Source organism: Corynebacterium sp. HMSC29G08 (assembly GCF_001806875.1).
Lineage (GTDB): Bacteria > Actinomycetota > Actinomycetes > Mycobacteriales > Mycobacteriaceae > Corynebacterium.
This window is the reverse complement of record NZ_KV786209.1, coordinates 72,773-86,668: the sequence shown is the minus strand read 5'-3', so window position 1 is coordinate 86,668 and position 13,896 is coordinate 72,773. Positions and strand designations below refer to the sequence as shown.

Sequence of the window (13,896 nt, the reverse complement as noted above, 5' to 3'; positions counted from 1 at the left end):
GGCGTGTACCTAGCCTTCCCTCTCCGCCATATTCTGCTTCGTGTTATCCACTTCCGCCGTGTGCTCATCGTCTAATCCCGGCGACGCGGTTGCGTCGTGCGAGCCCAGTTTGGAGCCAGTGTCCTCGGTCAGGCCTGCACGTTTTTGGTACTCACGCACCAGCGCATCGCGTTCAGCACCGCGTGGACGGCGGCCCGGGCGGATATCCACCGCGGACACCTTGGACGCCTGAATGTTCACGTTTGGATCCAGCATGATGCCAAGCAGGTCATTTGGCCCGTCACCGCTGACCTCGGCGTACTTGCCTTGGCCGTAGTGGAACGGCATGCCGATCTGCTCGTACTGCTGCTCCCCAATGGTCAGGGACTGAATGCGGTCCGTGACCAGCACGCGGGACTCGATTACGCCACGCGGCGAAATCAAGGTTGCCCAGCCACCGTTTTCCAAACCAACCTTCTCGGCCAGCTGCGGGGAAACCTCGCAGAACAGCTCTGGCTGCAGCTCCGCCAAGAATGGCAGCGTTCGCGTCATCGCACCCGAGGTGTACATCTCCGTCAAACGGTAGGTGTTCAGGATGTACGGGTAGACCTCTGTGCCTTCCTCACCGTAGTTCGGCGCAGACAGGTTGTTCGGGCCACGCATGACAATTCGCGACGGCGACTGCTGCTGCGTGTACAGGAAGTTCGGGAATGGCGACTCCTGTGGCTCATAATGTGTCGGCATCGGGCCGTCGACCATGCCACGCGGGGCAAACAGCCAACCCTTGCCGTCCGGCTGCATGATGAACGGATCATCGCCCGCCAATGCGTCCGGGCCCACAGCGTCACGGTCCGGTTTGTAATCCGGCGCCTTGTTTACCGGGAAGTCCACCACATCCGGCGACTCCCAGCGCTCAGCGTCTTCATTCCACCAGACCAGCTTCTTACGCTCAGACCACGGCTTGCCGTCCGCGTCAGCCGAGGCACGGTTGTACAGCACGCGACGGTTCAGCGGCCACGCCCAGCCCCAATCAAGCGCCATCTCATCCTGCTCGGATCCAGGTCGCTTATTGGCGGAACGGTTCACGCCTCCTGCGAACACGCCGGAGTAAATCCAACACCCAGACGAGGTGGTGCCGTCTGCCTTCAGGTCAGCAAAGCTATCCACCAGCTGTCCCTTGCGCGGGCCTTCGAGGAAGTAGCCGTTAATCTCGCGCAGCACAGACTCCGCATCGATTTCGCCGTGTGCATCCAAGTCATAGTCCCAGGTGATGGACTGCAGCGGAAGGTCACGCGGGTCAGTAGAATCCTTCACCCGCTCCTTCAGGCGCAGACCCAGCTCGTAGAAGAACTGCAGATCACTATCCGCATCGCCTGGCGGCTGCTTCGCCTGGAAGCGCCACTGCAGCAGACGCTGCGTCTGGGTAAATGTACCGGCCTTTTCCACGTGGTTCGCGGCAGGCAGCAAGAAGACCTCGGTGTCAATCTCCTCGGTCACCAACGCGCCGGAAGCAACCTCCGGAGAATCCTTCCAGAACGTTGCCGTCTCAATCTCTTGGAAGTCACGCACCACCAGCCACTTCAGCTTGGACAGCGCCATACGCTGCATGAAGCCGTTGGACTGCGCCACCGCCGGATTCTGGCCAAACACAAAGTAGCCATCAACCTTGCCATCCATCATCAGCTGCAGCGTGTGGTACGTCGAGTGCGCACCGGTCAGACGTGGCATGAGGTCCATACCCCAGTTGTTGTCTTCGGTGGCCGCATCGCCCCAGTATGCCTTCATCAGGGAGACCGAATAGTTATCGCGCTTCTGCCAGAAACCCTTTTGGTCTGCCACGGCCACGGTATCCAGGTACTGGTCCCAGGTCTGCACCTCCGCCTGCGGCATCGGCAGGTAGCCAGGCAGCAGGTGGAACAGCGTCGGCACGTCAGTCGAGCCCTGGATCGACGCGTGACCACGCAGCGCCATAATGCCGGAGCCTGGACGGCCCACATTGCCCATGAGCAGCTGCAGGATCGCACAAGTTCGGATGAACTGGGCACCCATGGTGTGCTGCGTCCAACCCAGCGCGTAGGCAAAGCACGTCGTGCGCTCACGGCCGGAGTTCTCCGCAATGGTGTTAGCCAGGTAGTAGAAGTCTTCCTGCGAAATACCGCAGGACTTCTCCACCATCTCCGGGGTGTAGCGGGAGTAGTGACGCTTCAGGATCTGGAACACACAGTTCGGGTCCTGCAGCGTCTCGTCCTTCTGCACGTCCCAGGACACTTGCGCATCCCAAGCCAGCTTCGGCTGCCACGTGGAGTTGTCATACTTACCCGTCTTCGGGTCATAGCCAGAGAAGATGCCCTCAAGGTCCTCCGTGTCCTGGAAGTCCTCATTGATGATCACAGAGGCATTGGTAAATGCCTTGACAAAATCCTCAAAGTAGAGCTCATTGTCCAGCACGTACTTAATCACCGCGCCAAGCAGCACCACATCCGAGCCACCTCGGATCGGGATGTGCTTGTGGGCGATTGCAGACGTTCGCGTGAACCTCGGGTCCACGTGGATAATCCGCGCGCCACGATTCTTGGCTTCAATCACCCACTGGAAGCCTACCGGGTGTGCTTCGGCCATATTCGACCCCTGAATGACAATGCAGTCCGCATTCGCCATATCCTGCAGCGGCTGGGTCGCGCCGCCACGGCCAAACGAGGATCCCAAACTGGGAACCGTGGAGGAGTGTCATATACGGGCCTGATTTTCAATCTGCACCGCGCCAGAGGCAGTCCAGAGTTTCTTGATCAGATAGTTTTCCTCATTGTCCATGGCTGCACCGCCAAGACCAGCGATGCCCATGGTGCGGCGAACCGGGTTGCCGTGCTCGTCCGTGTCCTGCCAGCCGTTCTTGCGGGCCTCCAAAAAACGGTCCGCGATCATCTCCAGCGCGGTCTCACGGTCAAGCGTCTGCCACTCCGTCGCCTTCGGCGCACGGTAGAGCACCTCGGTCAGGCGGTTGGGAGCGTTGACCAGCTGCTCAGAGGCAGCACCTTTCGGGCACAGACGCCCGCGGGAGTGCGGGGAATCAGGGTCACCCTCAATCTGGATGACCTTGCCATCTTTGACATAGACGTTCTGGCCGCAACCGACAGCGCAGTACGGGCACACGCTTTTGACCACACGGTCAGCGTCGATGGTGCGCCCTTCCATTTCTTTCGTGCGGCGAGACTCAGTGTTCTCACCGCGGGCGAAGAGGTCACCGCCGCGTAGCTGGCGCACTACCGGCCAGTTGAGAGGACTGATTCGAGACATGCACCACACCCTAGCGGATACTGAAACTTCCGGACGGTTCGCGGCGCGCTTTCCTTGACATTTTTGTTAAAGTGAGAATCCTTGCAAGTTGTATCAAATTTCGCTGTCAAGAAATCGGGTTTCATGTTTCGCAACGCCTCCTCCCGCGCCTTGTTGAGCGCAGCAACCGTCTCGGCACTCACCCTGGCCGCAGCCGCCGCACCAGCCGCCAACGCGCAGGAGGTGTCCACCGAAAACGAAACGCTGAAGCCTGAAATTCCGGTGGGCAACGACACAGCCTCTGAAAGCCAAGACACCGAGGATAAAGAGGGCACAGAAGGCACAGACCCGGCTGACAAGGGCGATGCCCTTGGGTACTTTGACAAACCTTTTTCGCGCAACGCTGCCCCTCAGGGGGTTGCTGCCCCGCGCAGGGTAGAACCGAATGTCACGGTCCAGGTTCTCGGGGACATCCTCGGCCCCTACTCGCAGCACGTGGGTTTCCGCTCGGGCGATTTGGGCATGATGGCGCCGATCAATAGTGAGGGCGAGTTCGCCATGATTTTTGGTGACTCCTTCCGTGGCGATACCGTTGGCAAGGGTGAGTGGATGAGCCCTGTCGGTGTCGTGGCCAAACGTGATGAAAACGGCTATGTGGACATTCAGCGCCCGTTGAATAAGGGTGAGCGCGTCAAGCAGACCATTGGGTATCTGCGTGACGGCAACCTCACCATGATCCCTTCTGACATTATCAACATCAACGGCACGCTCTATCTGCAGACGATGCGCACCCACGGGCTGCATAACACTGAGGTGTCGGAGTTTTGGCGCTCTGAAGATCAAGGCCAGACCTGGGAGTCTGATGGCTACTACTACTCCGCGATGAAACACAGGCCGAGCGCGCGGGGTCTTGATGAGATGTTGTCGTGGGATATGGGTCCGGATGGCTTCGTCTACATCGTCACCACGACATTTGAACGAAATCACGCTGCGCCGATGTACCTCTTCCGCGTCAAGCCGGAGAAACTCACCGACCGCGACGCCTGGGAGATGCTCAACCTTAATGACGGCACTTGGGCTGGCGAAGGCGGCACCGGCACCTCAATCATGGAAAAGGATGCTAACGGGGTTCCCATCCAGGTAGGTGAGATGAACCTGCGCTACATCGACGGCAACTGGGTGCTCGTCATGTTCAACGAAGCGACCCTGCAGGTTGAGGTGCGCATCTCGAAAGAGATCGCTGTTGATTGGAACAACGTGCCCGCTGTGGCTATTGCCAAGCACGGCGAGTGGGACAACAGCCAAACGCCGACGAACTGGTCGCAGCCCTACGGCGGCTACATTGTCCCCGGCTCGAGCATCAATGACATGGACATTGTTGTCTCCCAGTGGAACACCAGTGACAACAGCCGTTATATGGCAACCCAGTTCAGCGTCCGCGGCTTGGAAACCTTCTACCCGAACGTGCGCGACGAGCATGGCGAGTTGTTCGAATCCATCGAGCCCCGCAGCAAGTTCCCGGACAAGAAGATCCGCCCCGCATTGCCAGAACCGACGATCCCGGTGCCACTCTCCTCGGATTCCGTGCGAACGGCGGGGATTGTTCTTGGAGTCTTGGCTACCGTTGGCGCGATCGCTGTGATCTCGTGGCCGATGCTGCGCCCGCTGCTGCCACAGCAACTCCAGGACGCCCTGCCTTTCTAGAGCCCTTTTTCGCCCCACAGCCTGGAGAGATCCACATCTGCGTGGGAGGGTGAAGATTGTGGCGTAAAGTCACAGCGATGAAGCCCACTGCCCCATCTTCACCTCAGCAGAGCTCACCGTGGCCCGCGCTCTGGGCAATGATGCTGGGCTTTTTCATGATCTTGGTGGATTCCACCATCGTCTCCGTTGCTATTCCGGCGATTGCTGCGGATCTCGACGCAACATACAACGAGGTCATCTGGGTCAACAGCGCCTACTTGCTTGCGTACGCAGTGCCGCTTTTGATCACGGGGCGTCTTGGGGACCGCTTTGGTCCGCGCACGATATACATCATCGGTTTAACGCTGTTCACTGTCTCGTCGCTCGCCTGTGGTTTGGCTAACAGCGCAGCAGCACTGATCGCGGCACGCGCGTTCCAGGGGTTCGGCGGGGCGATGGTTACGCCACAGACCATGTCGGTGATGATCCGCACGTTCTCCCCCACTCAGCGCGGCGGCGCTATGGGAGTGTGGGGTGCAACCGCGGGTCTTGCCACCGTCGTGGGACCGCTTTTGGGCGGTGTGCTTGTAGACGCTGGAGGCTGGCCCTGGATCTTCAACGTCAACGTGCCCATTGGCATCATCGGCATCATCTTGGCATTCATCTTCGTGCCCAAGCTGGAGCAAACCAACCGCACCTTTGACTGGCTCGGCGTTGTCCTCAGCGCCGTCGGCATGTTCTGCCTCGTGTTTGGCATTCAAGAGGCCGAGCACTTCAACTGGGACTGGCGGGTGTGGGCGCTGCTGATCGCCGCGGCGTTGCTGCTGACGCTGTTTGTACAAAAGCAGCGGGCGCTTGGAGATACCGCGCTGGTTCCCTTACGCCTGTTTCATGACCGCAACTTCACCTTGGCCAACGCCACCATCGCCACCGTCGGGTTTGCTATCTCCACCTACATCATCCCGTGGATGATCTATGTGCAAAACGTCCAGGGTTTCACCCCGACCCAGGCGGCGCTTCTGGTCCTGCCTTCTGGCGTGGTCTCTGGCCTTTTGGCGCCGTTCATTGGCAGGCTCACCAACACACACGACCCGAAGCCTTTTGCCATTATCGGTCTTTCGCTCGCGGCAATATCTATGGCAATATCAGCGCTGATCACCACTCCTGAGGTTGATCCACGCTGGATGTATGCCATCGCCGCGCTCTACGGCGTGGCCAATTCCATGATGTGGGGCCCACTTTCCATGGTGGCTACTCGCAACCTCGAGCGCACGCTTGCCGGTGCAGGTTCCAGCGTCTACAACACCACACGCCAGATCGGTGCCGTGGTTGGCTCTGCAGCCATCGCTGCCATGATGGCGTCTCAGCTCACGCGCACGCTTGGCGGTGGCGCCGAAGGCAGCAGCACGGCTGCGCAGATGAGCGGCACCCTCCCGCCGCCGCTCCACCAGCCGTTTGCGCACGCAATGAGCGCATCTATTTGGCTGCCATGCGCCGTTGTCGCGCTAGGTGTATTGGTGGCGTGCTGCTTTACACGGACGGAGTCTTGGACTGCGCAGTAGCCGCGTACGTCTCCGGGTTCAGGTTCCACACCGGAGGATCAATGCGTTCAAACCCGTAGTGCTCCCAGAACTTCACGGCCTGGGTATTGGTCGGCATGACCATCAGGTGAATGGCTGGGGTGCCTAGGTCGGCCAGGTACTTCACGGCTGCGTTAACAAGCATCCGCCCAATGCCGCTGCCTTGGACTTCTGGGCGAACCCCCACCATGTGCAGCCAGCCACGGTGGCCGTCGAAGCCGGGCATGATCACGCCGTCAATAACCCCGTTCGCCTCCGCAACGAAGATGGTGCTGGTGGGGGTGGCCATAGCCAGATCAAAATCTACCGGCGGGTTGTTCCATCGGGTGGTGATGCCGGAGACATCCCACACCTCACAAACCTGATCCCTATCCGCCGGTGTTGCCTCGCGCAGTGTATGCATGAGGCATGAGTGTAACGGGCAGTGAGACAAGTCGGCGAAAGCCACGCTCCCCCAAACGGCGAATCACCGGCAGCTACCCCATTGACACTGGTCAGGCCAACATCGTCGCGGACCCTGCGCGTGACGGCGGCTACATCCTTGAGGTCAACCGTGTGCCCTCGTCCTACGTGGTGCCCGGCGCGCCGGAGGTGCTGGAATATGACTACATGCGGTGGGTCGCAGGCTTCATCGCCGGCGCTGGGCTGACGGAGCCGTTTACCGCGATCCATTTGGGTGCGGCCGGGTGCGCGCTGCCTAGTTACGTCAACCACCGTTGGAAGAGCCGCAATATTGCCGTTGAGCTGGACCGAGGGTTGGCGCGCGTAGTGCGCGAAGCTTTCGACCCTCCGGTGGAGATCGTGGTGGCTGAGGCCCGCGCGTTTACTCATGCTCTTGCGCCGGCCTCCGTGGATGTGATCGTGCGCGATGTGTTTGCAGGTCCCGACACCCCGCGCCCGCTGACCACGGTGGAGTTTTTCCGCGCAGCGCATCGCGCGCTTCGCCCAGGTGGGTTGTTCGTGGCCAACATTGGTGATCGTGTGGGCTTGCCAAATACCCGCGCTGAGATTGCCGGACTCGCCAAGGTTTTCGCCTACACCATGGCCGCGGCCACGCCTGAAGTCCTTGCCGGCCGCGCGTACGGCAACGTGGTGGTTGCGGCAACAGATACTCCTTTGGCGTTCCGTGGTGCGGTTCCATCCAAAAAGGGCAGTTTGCTTATCGACGCCCACGCCAACCCCCACCACGACTAACCCCACTCCAGAACTCAAACTCTTAGAACTCAAACTCCGTGCTCAGGCTCGGCTGGTAGAACACGGCGCGCTGGGCAGTGATGTCGTTGAAGTGGGTCGAGGTGACTTCTGCCAGAGCCGCAATGTAGTCGGCCACCATCGCTTTTGGCAGGCGCAGCCCCATGGTCAGGTGCGGAATCCAGCGCTCGCCGCGTCCTTCCGGGTTCAGCGCACTGATGATGCGGGCGGCTCGCTCAAGTGGTTCCGGTGCCTCCAGTAGCCAGGTGACTGTTTGTTTGGATTTGGTGCCGAATATCGCGACGCCGACGCGCCGCAACGTAGCCGGAAGCAGCGGCGGCAAGAGCACAGCAGCCTCCCCGATCACCTGGCGCTGCATAGTGGGCGCGAATGTGATGGACACGTGCGGGCGCTGGCGCTGCTTGGGAAACCCCCGCCGCGCAAGCTCCGCGTAGATGGCGCGCACAGTCTTCTCGTCTTCATCCGACAAGCGCAGCAGGATGTTTTCGGGTGACACGGGGTCAAGGGTAGCGGAGCCTTGGGAATCTCAACTACCCCTCCTTGACATTAGGTGAGCCTTACCTTAATCTCTATATCGATCCTTAACTTAGGCTTACCTACCCTGGAAAGGTTGTGTTGTGAAACTCTCCACCAAACTCGGCGCGTTCGCTATCGCAGCGTGCACCGCGCTAAGCCTTGCGGCCTGCTCAAGCTCCGAAACCTCGTCTGCTTCGTCATCTACAGCACCTGCGACATCCACGTCAGTGGAGCGCAGCGCTACGACCGCAATCACCGTCACGGACGCCGCCGGCCGCACACTGAAATTCGACGAACTGCCGGAGCGCATTGTGCTCGCCGAAGGCCGCGCCGCTTTCGCCACTGCCCTGTTGCAGGAAGATCCGCTGCACAACATCGCCGCATACGGCCAGGACCTGGTGAAAAATGCTGGCGCATTCCGCGACAAGCTCATCGAACTCGACCCAGAGGTGGAAAAGATGCCGGTGATCGGCTCGGTTCACAAGGGCGATGTCACCGTAGAAAACCTGCTGGCGCAGAACCCAGATGTGGTCATTATGACCCTGGATCAGAAGAAGGCCGTTGAGGAAAGCGGATTCATCTCCGACATGGATGCCGCTGGCATCACCTACGCGTTCATCGATTTCCGCCAAAAGCCCTTGGAAAACACCACAGTATCTATGAAGCTCCTGGGAGACCTGCTGGGCCAGAGCGAACGCGCAGAAAAGTACAACGAGTTCTACAACGCAAAGGTTAAAGAGATCACTGACCGCGTTGCAAAAACTACAGAGCGCCCGAACGTGCTGCTGTGGACCGCTGCGGGTTACAACGAGTGCTGCGCCGTCGCAGGTAATGTCCACCTGGGCACGTTGGTTACCGCAGCAGGTGGACACAACCTCGGGCCGGATGTCCTCGGCCCAGAGACGAAGACCATCACTCCGGAAAAGCTCATTGAGCTTGACCCTGACAAGATCATTGTCACCGGTGGCGAGTGGGCCAGGGACCCCAACAAGACTGACACGTTTCGCCACGTAGAGCTGGGCTACCAGTCCACCCCGGAACTCGCGTTGGAAACGTCACAGGGCCCGCTGAACAAGCCAGGTTTTGAACTGCTACAGGCACCGAAGGATGGCAACTTCTTCGCCGTGTACCACCAGTTCTACGACAACCCCTTCAACGTATTCGCGCTCGAAGCTTTTGCTGCATGGATTCACCCGGAAGAGTTCGCTAACTACAACCCAACGGAGGAATTCAAGCAATTCCACAAGGACTGGCTACCGATTCCTTACAGCGGCGTGTTCTTCCTCGACCCGGCTCACCCGGAGAAGGCATAACCCGTGACTACCCAGGTATCTACGCCACAGATAAAGGCAGTGGATGCCCGCCAGGCCGCGATTGACAGTTACCGCAAACGCGGACGTAACAAAGCGTTCGCTATTGCTGGTCTAGTCGTCGCGGTTTTTGCGAGCTTCCTGTTTGCCATCATTGTCGGTCCCCTCAACATCTCCATCGCTGATGTGTTTCTGGCAGTATTTCGCCCGGATCATGTAGATGAGCAGACGCGTGTAGTCATTCGTACGCTTCGCCTGCCCGCCGCGGTAATGGCGGTCCTGTGCGGCGCAGCACTCGGGTTGGCCGGTGGGAAGATGCAGACGATTCTGGATAACCCGTTGGCCGAGCCTTTCACGCTTGGCATTTCGGCCGCCGCTGCTTTCGGCGCAGCATTGTCCATCGTGATGGGGTGGACGGTGATTGCGAACCCCCAGTTCAACCTGGCGCTAACTGCCGCCGTATCCGCGCTGCTTGCTGTGGCAATTGTCGCCGTGGCATCGGTGTGGCGTGGTGCCACCGCAGAATCCATGATCCTGCTCGGCATTGCGTTGTCGTTTTTCTTCCAGGCATTGTTGTCCCTTTTGCAGTACGGTGCCAACATCGAGGCCCTGCAGCAGATCGTGTTCTGGACCATGGGCTCAATGCAGCGCGCTACCTGGACCTCGAACACGATCCTTGCTGTGGTGCTGGCCGCTGCAGTTCCCTACTGTGTGGCTAACTCTTGGCGTTTAACGGCGCTTCGGCTTGGCGACGACCGCGCGGCCGCCCTCGGCATCGACGTCAAGCGCCTCCGCCTCACCACCCTCATCGTCGCTTCACTCTTGGCCGCTGCATCCGTGGCGTTTACCGGCATCATCGGATTCATCGGGTTGGTTGGGCCTCATGTGGCCCGCATGCTGGTTGGTGAGGACCAGAAGTACTTCCTGCCAGGTTCTGCTGCCGCAGGGGCCATGCTGCTCAGCTTGGCCTATGCCGTTTCCCTGTCCATCATCCCTGGTTTGGCAATCCCGATCGGCATCATCACGGCCCTGGTTGGCGTGCCGTTTTTCGTGTTCCTCATCTTTACTCGCACAAAGGGCAGGAGATAACCACTATGACAAGTTGCGTGACAATTACCGCGCGGGCACTCACTGTCGGATACGGCCGGACAACCATCCTGCACAATATGGACTTCGGCCCGCTCGAAACGGGCAAGGTCATCGGGCTTATCGGCCCGAATGCGGCGGGCAAGTCGACACTGGTTAAAACGATTGCGGGGATTAAGCGTCCACAATCAGGCACTTGCTCCGTCACCGTGGGCAGCAAAGTTGTAGAGGGCAGAGAGCGAACCCAGGCCATCGGATACGTGCCTCAGGACCTGCTGGCAACCGCGTCCCTGACCACCTTCGAGTCAGTGATGGTCTCCGCCCGCCGGAGCGAAGTGGAAGACTGGGATCCAATAAGCGCAACAGCTGACACCCTGGAACGCCTTGGCATTACCTACCTGTCAGACCGGCTGATCTCCGAAATGTCCGGCGGCCAGCGCCAGCTGGTTGGCGTTGCGCAGATGCTGGTGCGCCACCCGAACATTTTGCTTCTAGACGAGCCGACTTCCGCCCTTGACATCCACCACCAAGTACACCTGCTGGAGATTGTGCGCGAGGAGGTGCGCGGCACCGACCGCCTGGCCGTGGTGGCCATCCACGATCTCAACTTGGCAGCCCGTTTTTGTGACGAGCTGCTGGTGATTAAAGGCGGCCGCGCCATCGCGCACGACAAGCCCAAAACGGTACTCACCCCGGAACTGCTCCATGAGGTCTACGACATCGACGCTCGCATTCTTTACGACGCCGACGTCCCCGTCATCTGCCCCGTATAAATTCCCTTATCCCCACTGAGGGTTATCCACATCCACGCCAGCTTCGGCAGCCGCGGCCTCAACAAGCTGCAGCAGGTAGTCTTGGGCACCGGCGTAAGCCCTGTGGAAGCGGGCATATCCTCACCCAAATACTTCTTCGTATCGTTGATCAGGTTGTTGATGGTGGTGAGTTGTTGGGTGAGCGTGCGGCGTCGATAAGCAAGAGCCCTTTTGTGCTGCTCCAAGGCTGCCGCAAGGGCTTCCGGGGAGGCCTCGAGCACCGCCCCAGAATCCCAAGGCAAAGGCTATTCCAAGGAAGCTGCAGCCGCTGCCCTGGCAAGCGTCCGTGAGCGGTTCCCCGAGTTGTCTGTGGTTGCCATCATTGACCCTACAAATACCGCGTCAATTGGTTTGGCTTTGAAGCTGGGACTTCGACATGTCCCCGGTGCAGGAGTTCCACATGACTACGAGGTGTACCGGTCGGTAGATTAAATGACTATGCATCGTAGTTTCCCCGTGCTACTACGAACGCAGTCAGGCAGAAAAAGGATTCATCACAGAGACGCCGAAACGGCGAAAATCCCTCTCATTGCGCGTAACTACTGTCAAGCCATGAACTAAGGCCGTCGCTGCGATGAGTGCATCACGTTCAGGCGCTGGGTCGGGAACATGACTGGCCGCACAGCAGCGGGCTACTGCTAAATCTATAGGCAGAATGCGGCTTTCAAAGCCTGCTAGAACAGAGTCTTCCAACCACTGTTGCAGCCGTCGTGCCTGCACTTCATCACGGCGTTCAATCCGACGGAAACCAATCTCATGCTCCATGACCGTGATCACGGAAAGGTACAGGTCCCCTGGCCTTTGCGCTCGCATCCATTCAATCACCCCGAGATCCGGCCTGGGGCGACGGAATTCACTCAGCACATTCGTGTCTAGGAGGTACATCAAAAGTCCACCTGCTGAAGTCCAAAGTTTAACGGCTCAACCTCGACATCGACCGGTTCCTTCATGAAGAGCTTTTCCACGAAGCTCTCATCGTTGTCAGTCAGCCTGGAATATTCCTCATATGACAAGAGCACATGTGAAGGGGCTCCTCGGTCCGTTATTACAACTGGCCCTGCAAGTGCGTCACGTTTTGCCCGGCTGAGGTTCTGATTGAACTCCCTGGCAGACATTGTTTTTTGGATACTGGCAGCCATGAGACCCCCTTAAGTAGCAATGTAACTACAAGGTACGCAGATCGCCCACTCCCCGTCAACCCCCAAACTTCGGCTTCTGCGCCGAACGATGAACCAACTCCAGAAAACAGCAGGCTTGGCGGTAGATTAAATGACTATGCACCGTAGCTTTCCCGTGCGTGTTGCCCTGCCGTTTGTTGCCTGCGCCCTTGCGCTCAGCGCCTGCTCTGGCAGCGGCGACACCGTCGTTGTCACCGCCACCGAAGTTGTAGACCCCGATTCCGGCGAGGTGTACACCACCGTTGTCGGTCAGCCCGAGGAGCAGTCTGCGCGCAAACAGGACACCCGCGCCAAGGAATCAGACTGGCGCACCGAATACGCCAAAGTCCTGGACAACCCTGGCAGTCACAACTTTGACCTGCCCAACCCCACGGGCATTGCCCTTGAATACGCCCCCGAAGGCCATTACCGATATGCCCTTGTAGAGGCCAACGGTGGCGGCGCCCCGGAGCTGCTCTTGAGCTTCGACGGCGTCGATGAGATGTCCAACCACTTCTCTCGCGTGTTGCTGTTTCGGATTGGGGATGGTGGGTCCGCGGAGGCGTCGACAAGCATCCTGACCCATGGTGCTTCCGGCGCAGGCGGATACCGTGCGACGATCCAGGCCTCCCAGCTTGGCTACGGCCTGTATCAAAGCGAGCACTCCAGCGGCACGGGTGCCGGCGAAACAACCTGGTGCGCGATCGACGGCACGGAAATCATGCCGGCCGAAAAACCCCGTGATTTCAACATTCAGTTCGCTACCCCGCTACACCTAGCAATCACATGGATCCCGATCGAGGACCGCGGCCCGCTCGAACGTGGCGATCTGACCGTGGCACTGCCCGAAACCCGCCGAGGTCCTGCCCCTGATGGTGCGGCGGATGTGGTGGCCGAGGGCACAGTGGCGATGAAGCATGGCTATGAGATTCGCCCCGAAGGCATGCCAAACGGCGAAGACCCCAACAGCGAATACCTCCTGCTCCAGCTCGATGCACCGCAGGAATTCACTGACTACAGAGCCTCCGGAGATGTAGTGACCCGCGACACCGACACCATCTCCCTAGGCGGCCGAGAAATCAGCAGATACCCCCGCGACTGGGGCACCGAATGGGAGCAAGTGCTAGGCAAACGGGTGCGCCTGACAATTGGAGCTGACGCAGTGCACTTCCAAACCGACACCGGCATGCCGATGGGCGCACTGCGTGTGATGGACTTCAAGGATGTCGAGGTGCTGGATTAATGCGCCGCCTCAGCGTCGTTCTTCTTGGGCTTGTGTTGACCGCGT

General features: G+C 59.4%; 14 protein-coding genes. 8 read left to right on the top strand and 6 right to left on the bottom strand.

All coding sequences use genetic code 11. The annotated features are described in order from the left end of the window. Window positions 1-9: 9 nt before the first annotated feature. A complete protein-coding gene (fdnG, locus tag HMPREF3101_RS00785; protein ID WP_246816584.1) occupies window positions 10-3,273 on the bottom strand; it encodes a formate dehydrogenase-N subunit alpha in 3,264 nt (1,087 codons plus the stop codon). A gap of 123 nt (window positions 3,274-3,396) precedes the next feature. Here fdnG and HMPREF3101_RS00775 point away from each other — a divergent pair, with 123 nt between their 5' ends. Both HMPREF3101_RS00775 and HMPREF3101_RS00770 read left to right on the top strand, forming a co-directional pair. Next, window positions 3,397-4,956, top strand: coding sequence for a DUF4185 domain-containing protein (locus HMPREF3101_RS00775; protein ID WP_070462024.1), 1,560 nt, complete (start codon window positions 3,397-3,399; stop codon window positions 4,954-4,956). A gap of 77 nt (window positions 4,957-5,033) precedes the next feature. Continuing rightward, a complete protein-coding gene (locus HMPREF3101_RS00770; protein WP_246816583.1) occupies window positions 5,034-6,497 on the top strand; it encodes a DHA2 family efflux MFS transporter permease subunit in 1,464 nt (487 codons plus the stop codon). On the opposite strand, the gene HMPREF3101_RS00765 is transcribed toward HMPREF3101_RS00770, so the two are convergent. After that, window positions 6,466-6,918, bottom strand: coding sequence for a GNAT family N-acetyltransferase (locus tag HMPREF3101_RS00765; RefSeq protein WP_070462020.1), 453 nt, complete (start codon window positions 6,916-6,918; stop codon window positions 6,466-6,468). The two genes, HMPREF3101_RS00770 and HMPREF3101_RS00765, sit on opposite strands and share 32 nt — an antisense overlap. A gap of 5 nt (window positions 6,919-6,923) precedes the next feature. Here HMPREF3101_RS00765 and HMPREF3101_RS00760 point away from each other — a divergent pair, with 5 nt between their 5' ends. Beyond that, the gene (locus HMPREF3101_RS00760; protein ID WP_070462018.1) at window positions 6,924-7,709 is read left to right on the top strand and encodes a spermidine synthase; all 786 of its coding nucleotides are present in this window, start codon (window positions 6,924-6,926) and stop codon (window positions 7,707-7,709) included. Between the two features lie 22 nt (window positions 7,710-7,731). On the opposite strand, the gene HMPREF3101_RS00755 is transcribed toward HMPREF3101_RS00760, so the two are convergent. Next, window positions 7,732-8,223: a 2'-5' RNA ligase gene (locus HMPREF3101_RS00755; protein WP_070462016.1), complete on the bottom strand. Its 492-nt coding sequence runs from the start codon at window positions 8,221-8,223 to the stop codon at window positions 7,732-7,734. Window positions 8,224-8,344: 121 nt separating this feature from the next. Here HMPREF3101_RS00755 and HMPREF3101_RS00750 point away from each other — a divergent pair, with 121 nt between their 5' ends. From HMPREF3101_RS00750 to HMPREF3101_RS00740, 3 genes are read left to right on the top strand one after another with little or no spacing between them, the layout of a single operon-like run. Continuing rightward, the gene (locus tag HMPREF3101_RS00750; RefSeq protein ID WP_070462014.1) at window positions 8,345-9,556 is read left to right on the top strand and encodes an ABC transporter substrate-binding protein; all 1,212 of its coding nucleotides are present in this window, start codon (window positions 8,345-8,347) and stop codon (window positions 9,554-9,556) included. 3 nt (window positions 9,557-9,559) lie between these two features. Then, entirely contained in the window at window positions 9,560-10,642 is a 1,083-nt protein-coding gene (locus HMPREF3101_RS00745; protein ID WP_083279042.1) for a FecCD family ABC transporter permease, read from the top strand. A 17-nt stretch (window positions 10,643-10,659) separates the two neighbouring features. Beyond that, window positions 10,660-11,412 (top strand): ABC transporter ATP-binding protein, encoded by a 753-nt coding sequence (locus tag HMPREF3101_RS00740; RefSeq protein ID WP_232305789.1) that lies wholly within the window; start codon window positions 10,660-10,662, stop codon window positions 11,410-11,412. On the opposite strand, the gene HMPREF3101_RS12000 is transcribed toward HMPREF3101_RS00740, so the two are convergent. After that, complete coding sequence (locus HMPREF3101_RS12000; RefSeq protein WP_168160135.1) at window positions 11,376-11,693, bottom strand: hypothetical protein; 318 nt, start codon at window positions 11,691-11,693, stop codon at window positions 11,376-11,378. The genes HMPREF3101_RS00740 and HMPREF3101_RS12000 overlap by 37 nt on opposite strands. Between HMPREF3101_RS12000 and HMPREF3101_RS11615 the strand changes: the two genes are divergently transcribed. Next, complete coding sequence (locus HMPREF3101_RS11615) at window positions 11,623-11,883, top strand: GNAT family N-acetyltransferase (RefSeq protein ID WP_246816582.1); 261 nt, start codon at window positions 11,623-11,625, stop codon at window positions 11,881-11,883. The two genes, HMPREF3101_RS12000 and HMPREF3101_RS11615, sit on opposite strands and share 71 nt — an antisense overlap. A 42-nt stretch (window positions 11,884-11,925) precedes the next feature. Here the strand turns inward: HMPREF3101_RS11615 and HMPREF3101_RS00730 are convergent, their stop codons facing one another. Together HMPREF3101_RS00730 and HMPREF3101_RS00725 are read right to left on the bottom strand one after the other, a co-directional pair. Further along, window positions 11,926-12,336, bottom strand: a complete 411-nt coding sequence (locus HMPREF3101_RS00730; RefSeq protein ID WP_070462010.1) for a type II toxin-antitoxin system VapC family toxin — start codon at window positions 12,334-12,336, stop codon at window positions 11,926-11,928. Next, window positions 12,336-12,590, bottom strand: a complete 255-nt coding sequence (locus HMPREF3101_RS00725) for a type II toxin-antitoxin system Phd/YefM family antitoxin (protein WP_070462008.1) — start codon at window positions 12,588-12,590, stop codon at window positions 12,336-12,338. The genes HMPREF3101_RS00730 and HMPREF3101_RS00725 overlap by 1 nt, the downstream gene beginning before the upstream one ends. 136 nt (window positions 12,591-12,726) lie before the next feature. Between HMPREF3101_RS00725 and HMPREF3101_RS00720 the strand changes: the two genes are divergently transcribed. Then, a complete protein-coding gene (locus HMPREF3101_RS00720) occupies window positions 12,727-13,851 on the top strand; it encodes a hypothetical protein (RefSeq protein ID WP_070462005.1) in 1,125 nt (374 codons plus the stop codon). The last annotated feature ends 45 nt before the right edge of the window (window positions 13,852-13,896 follow it).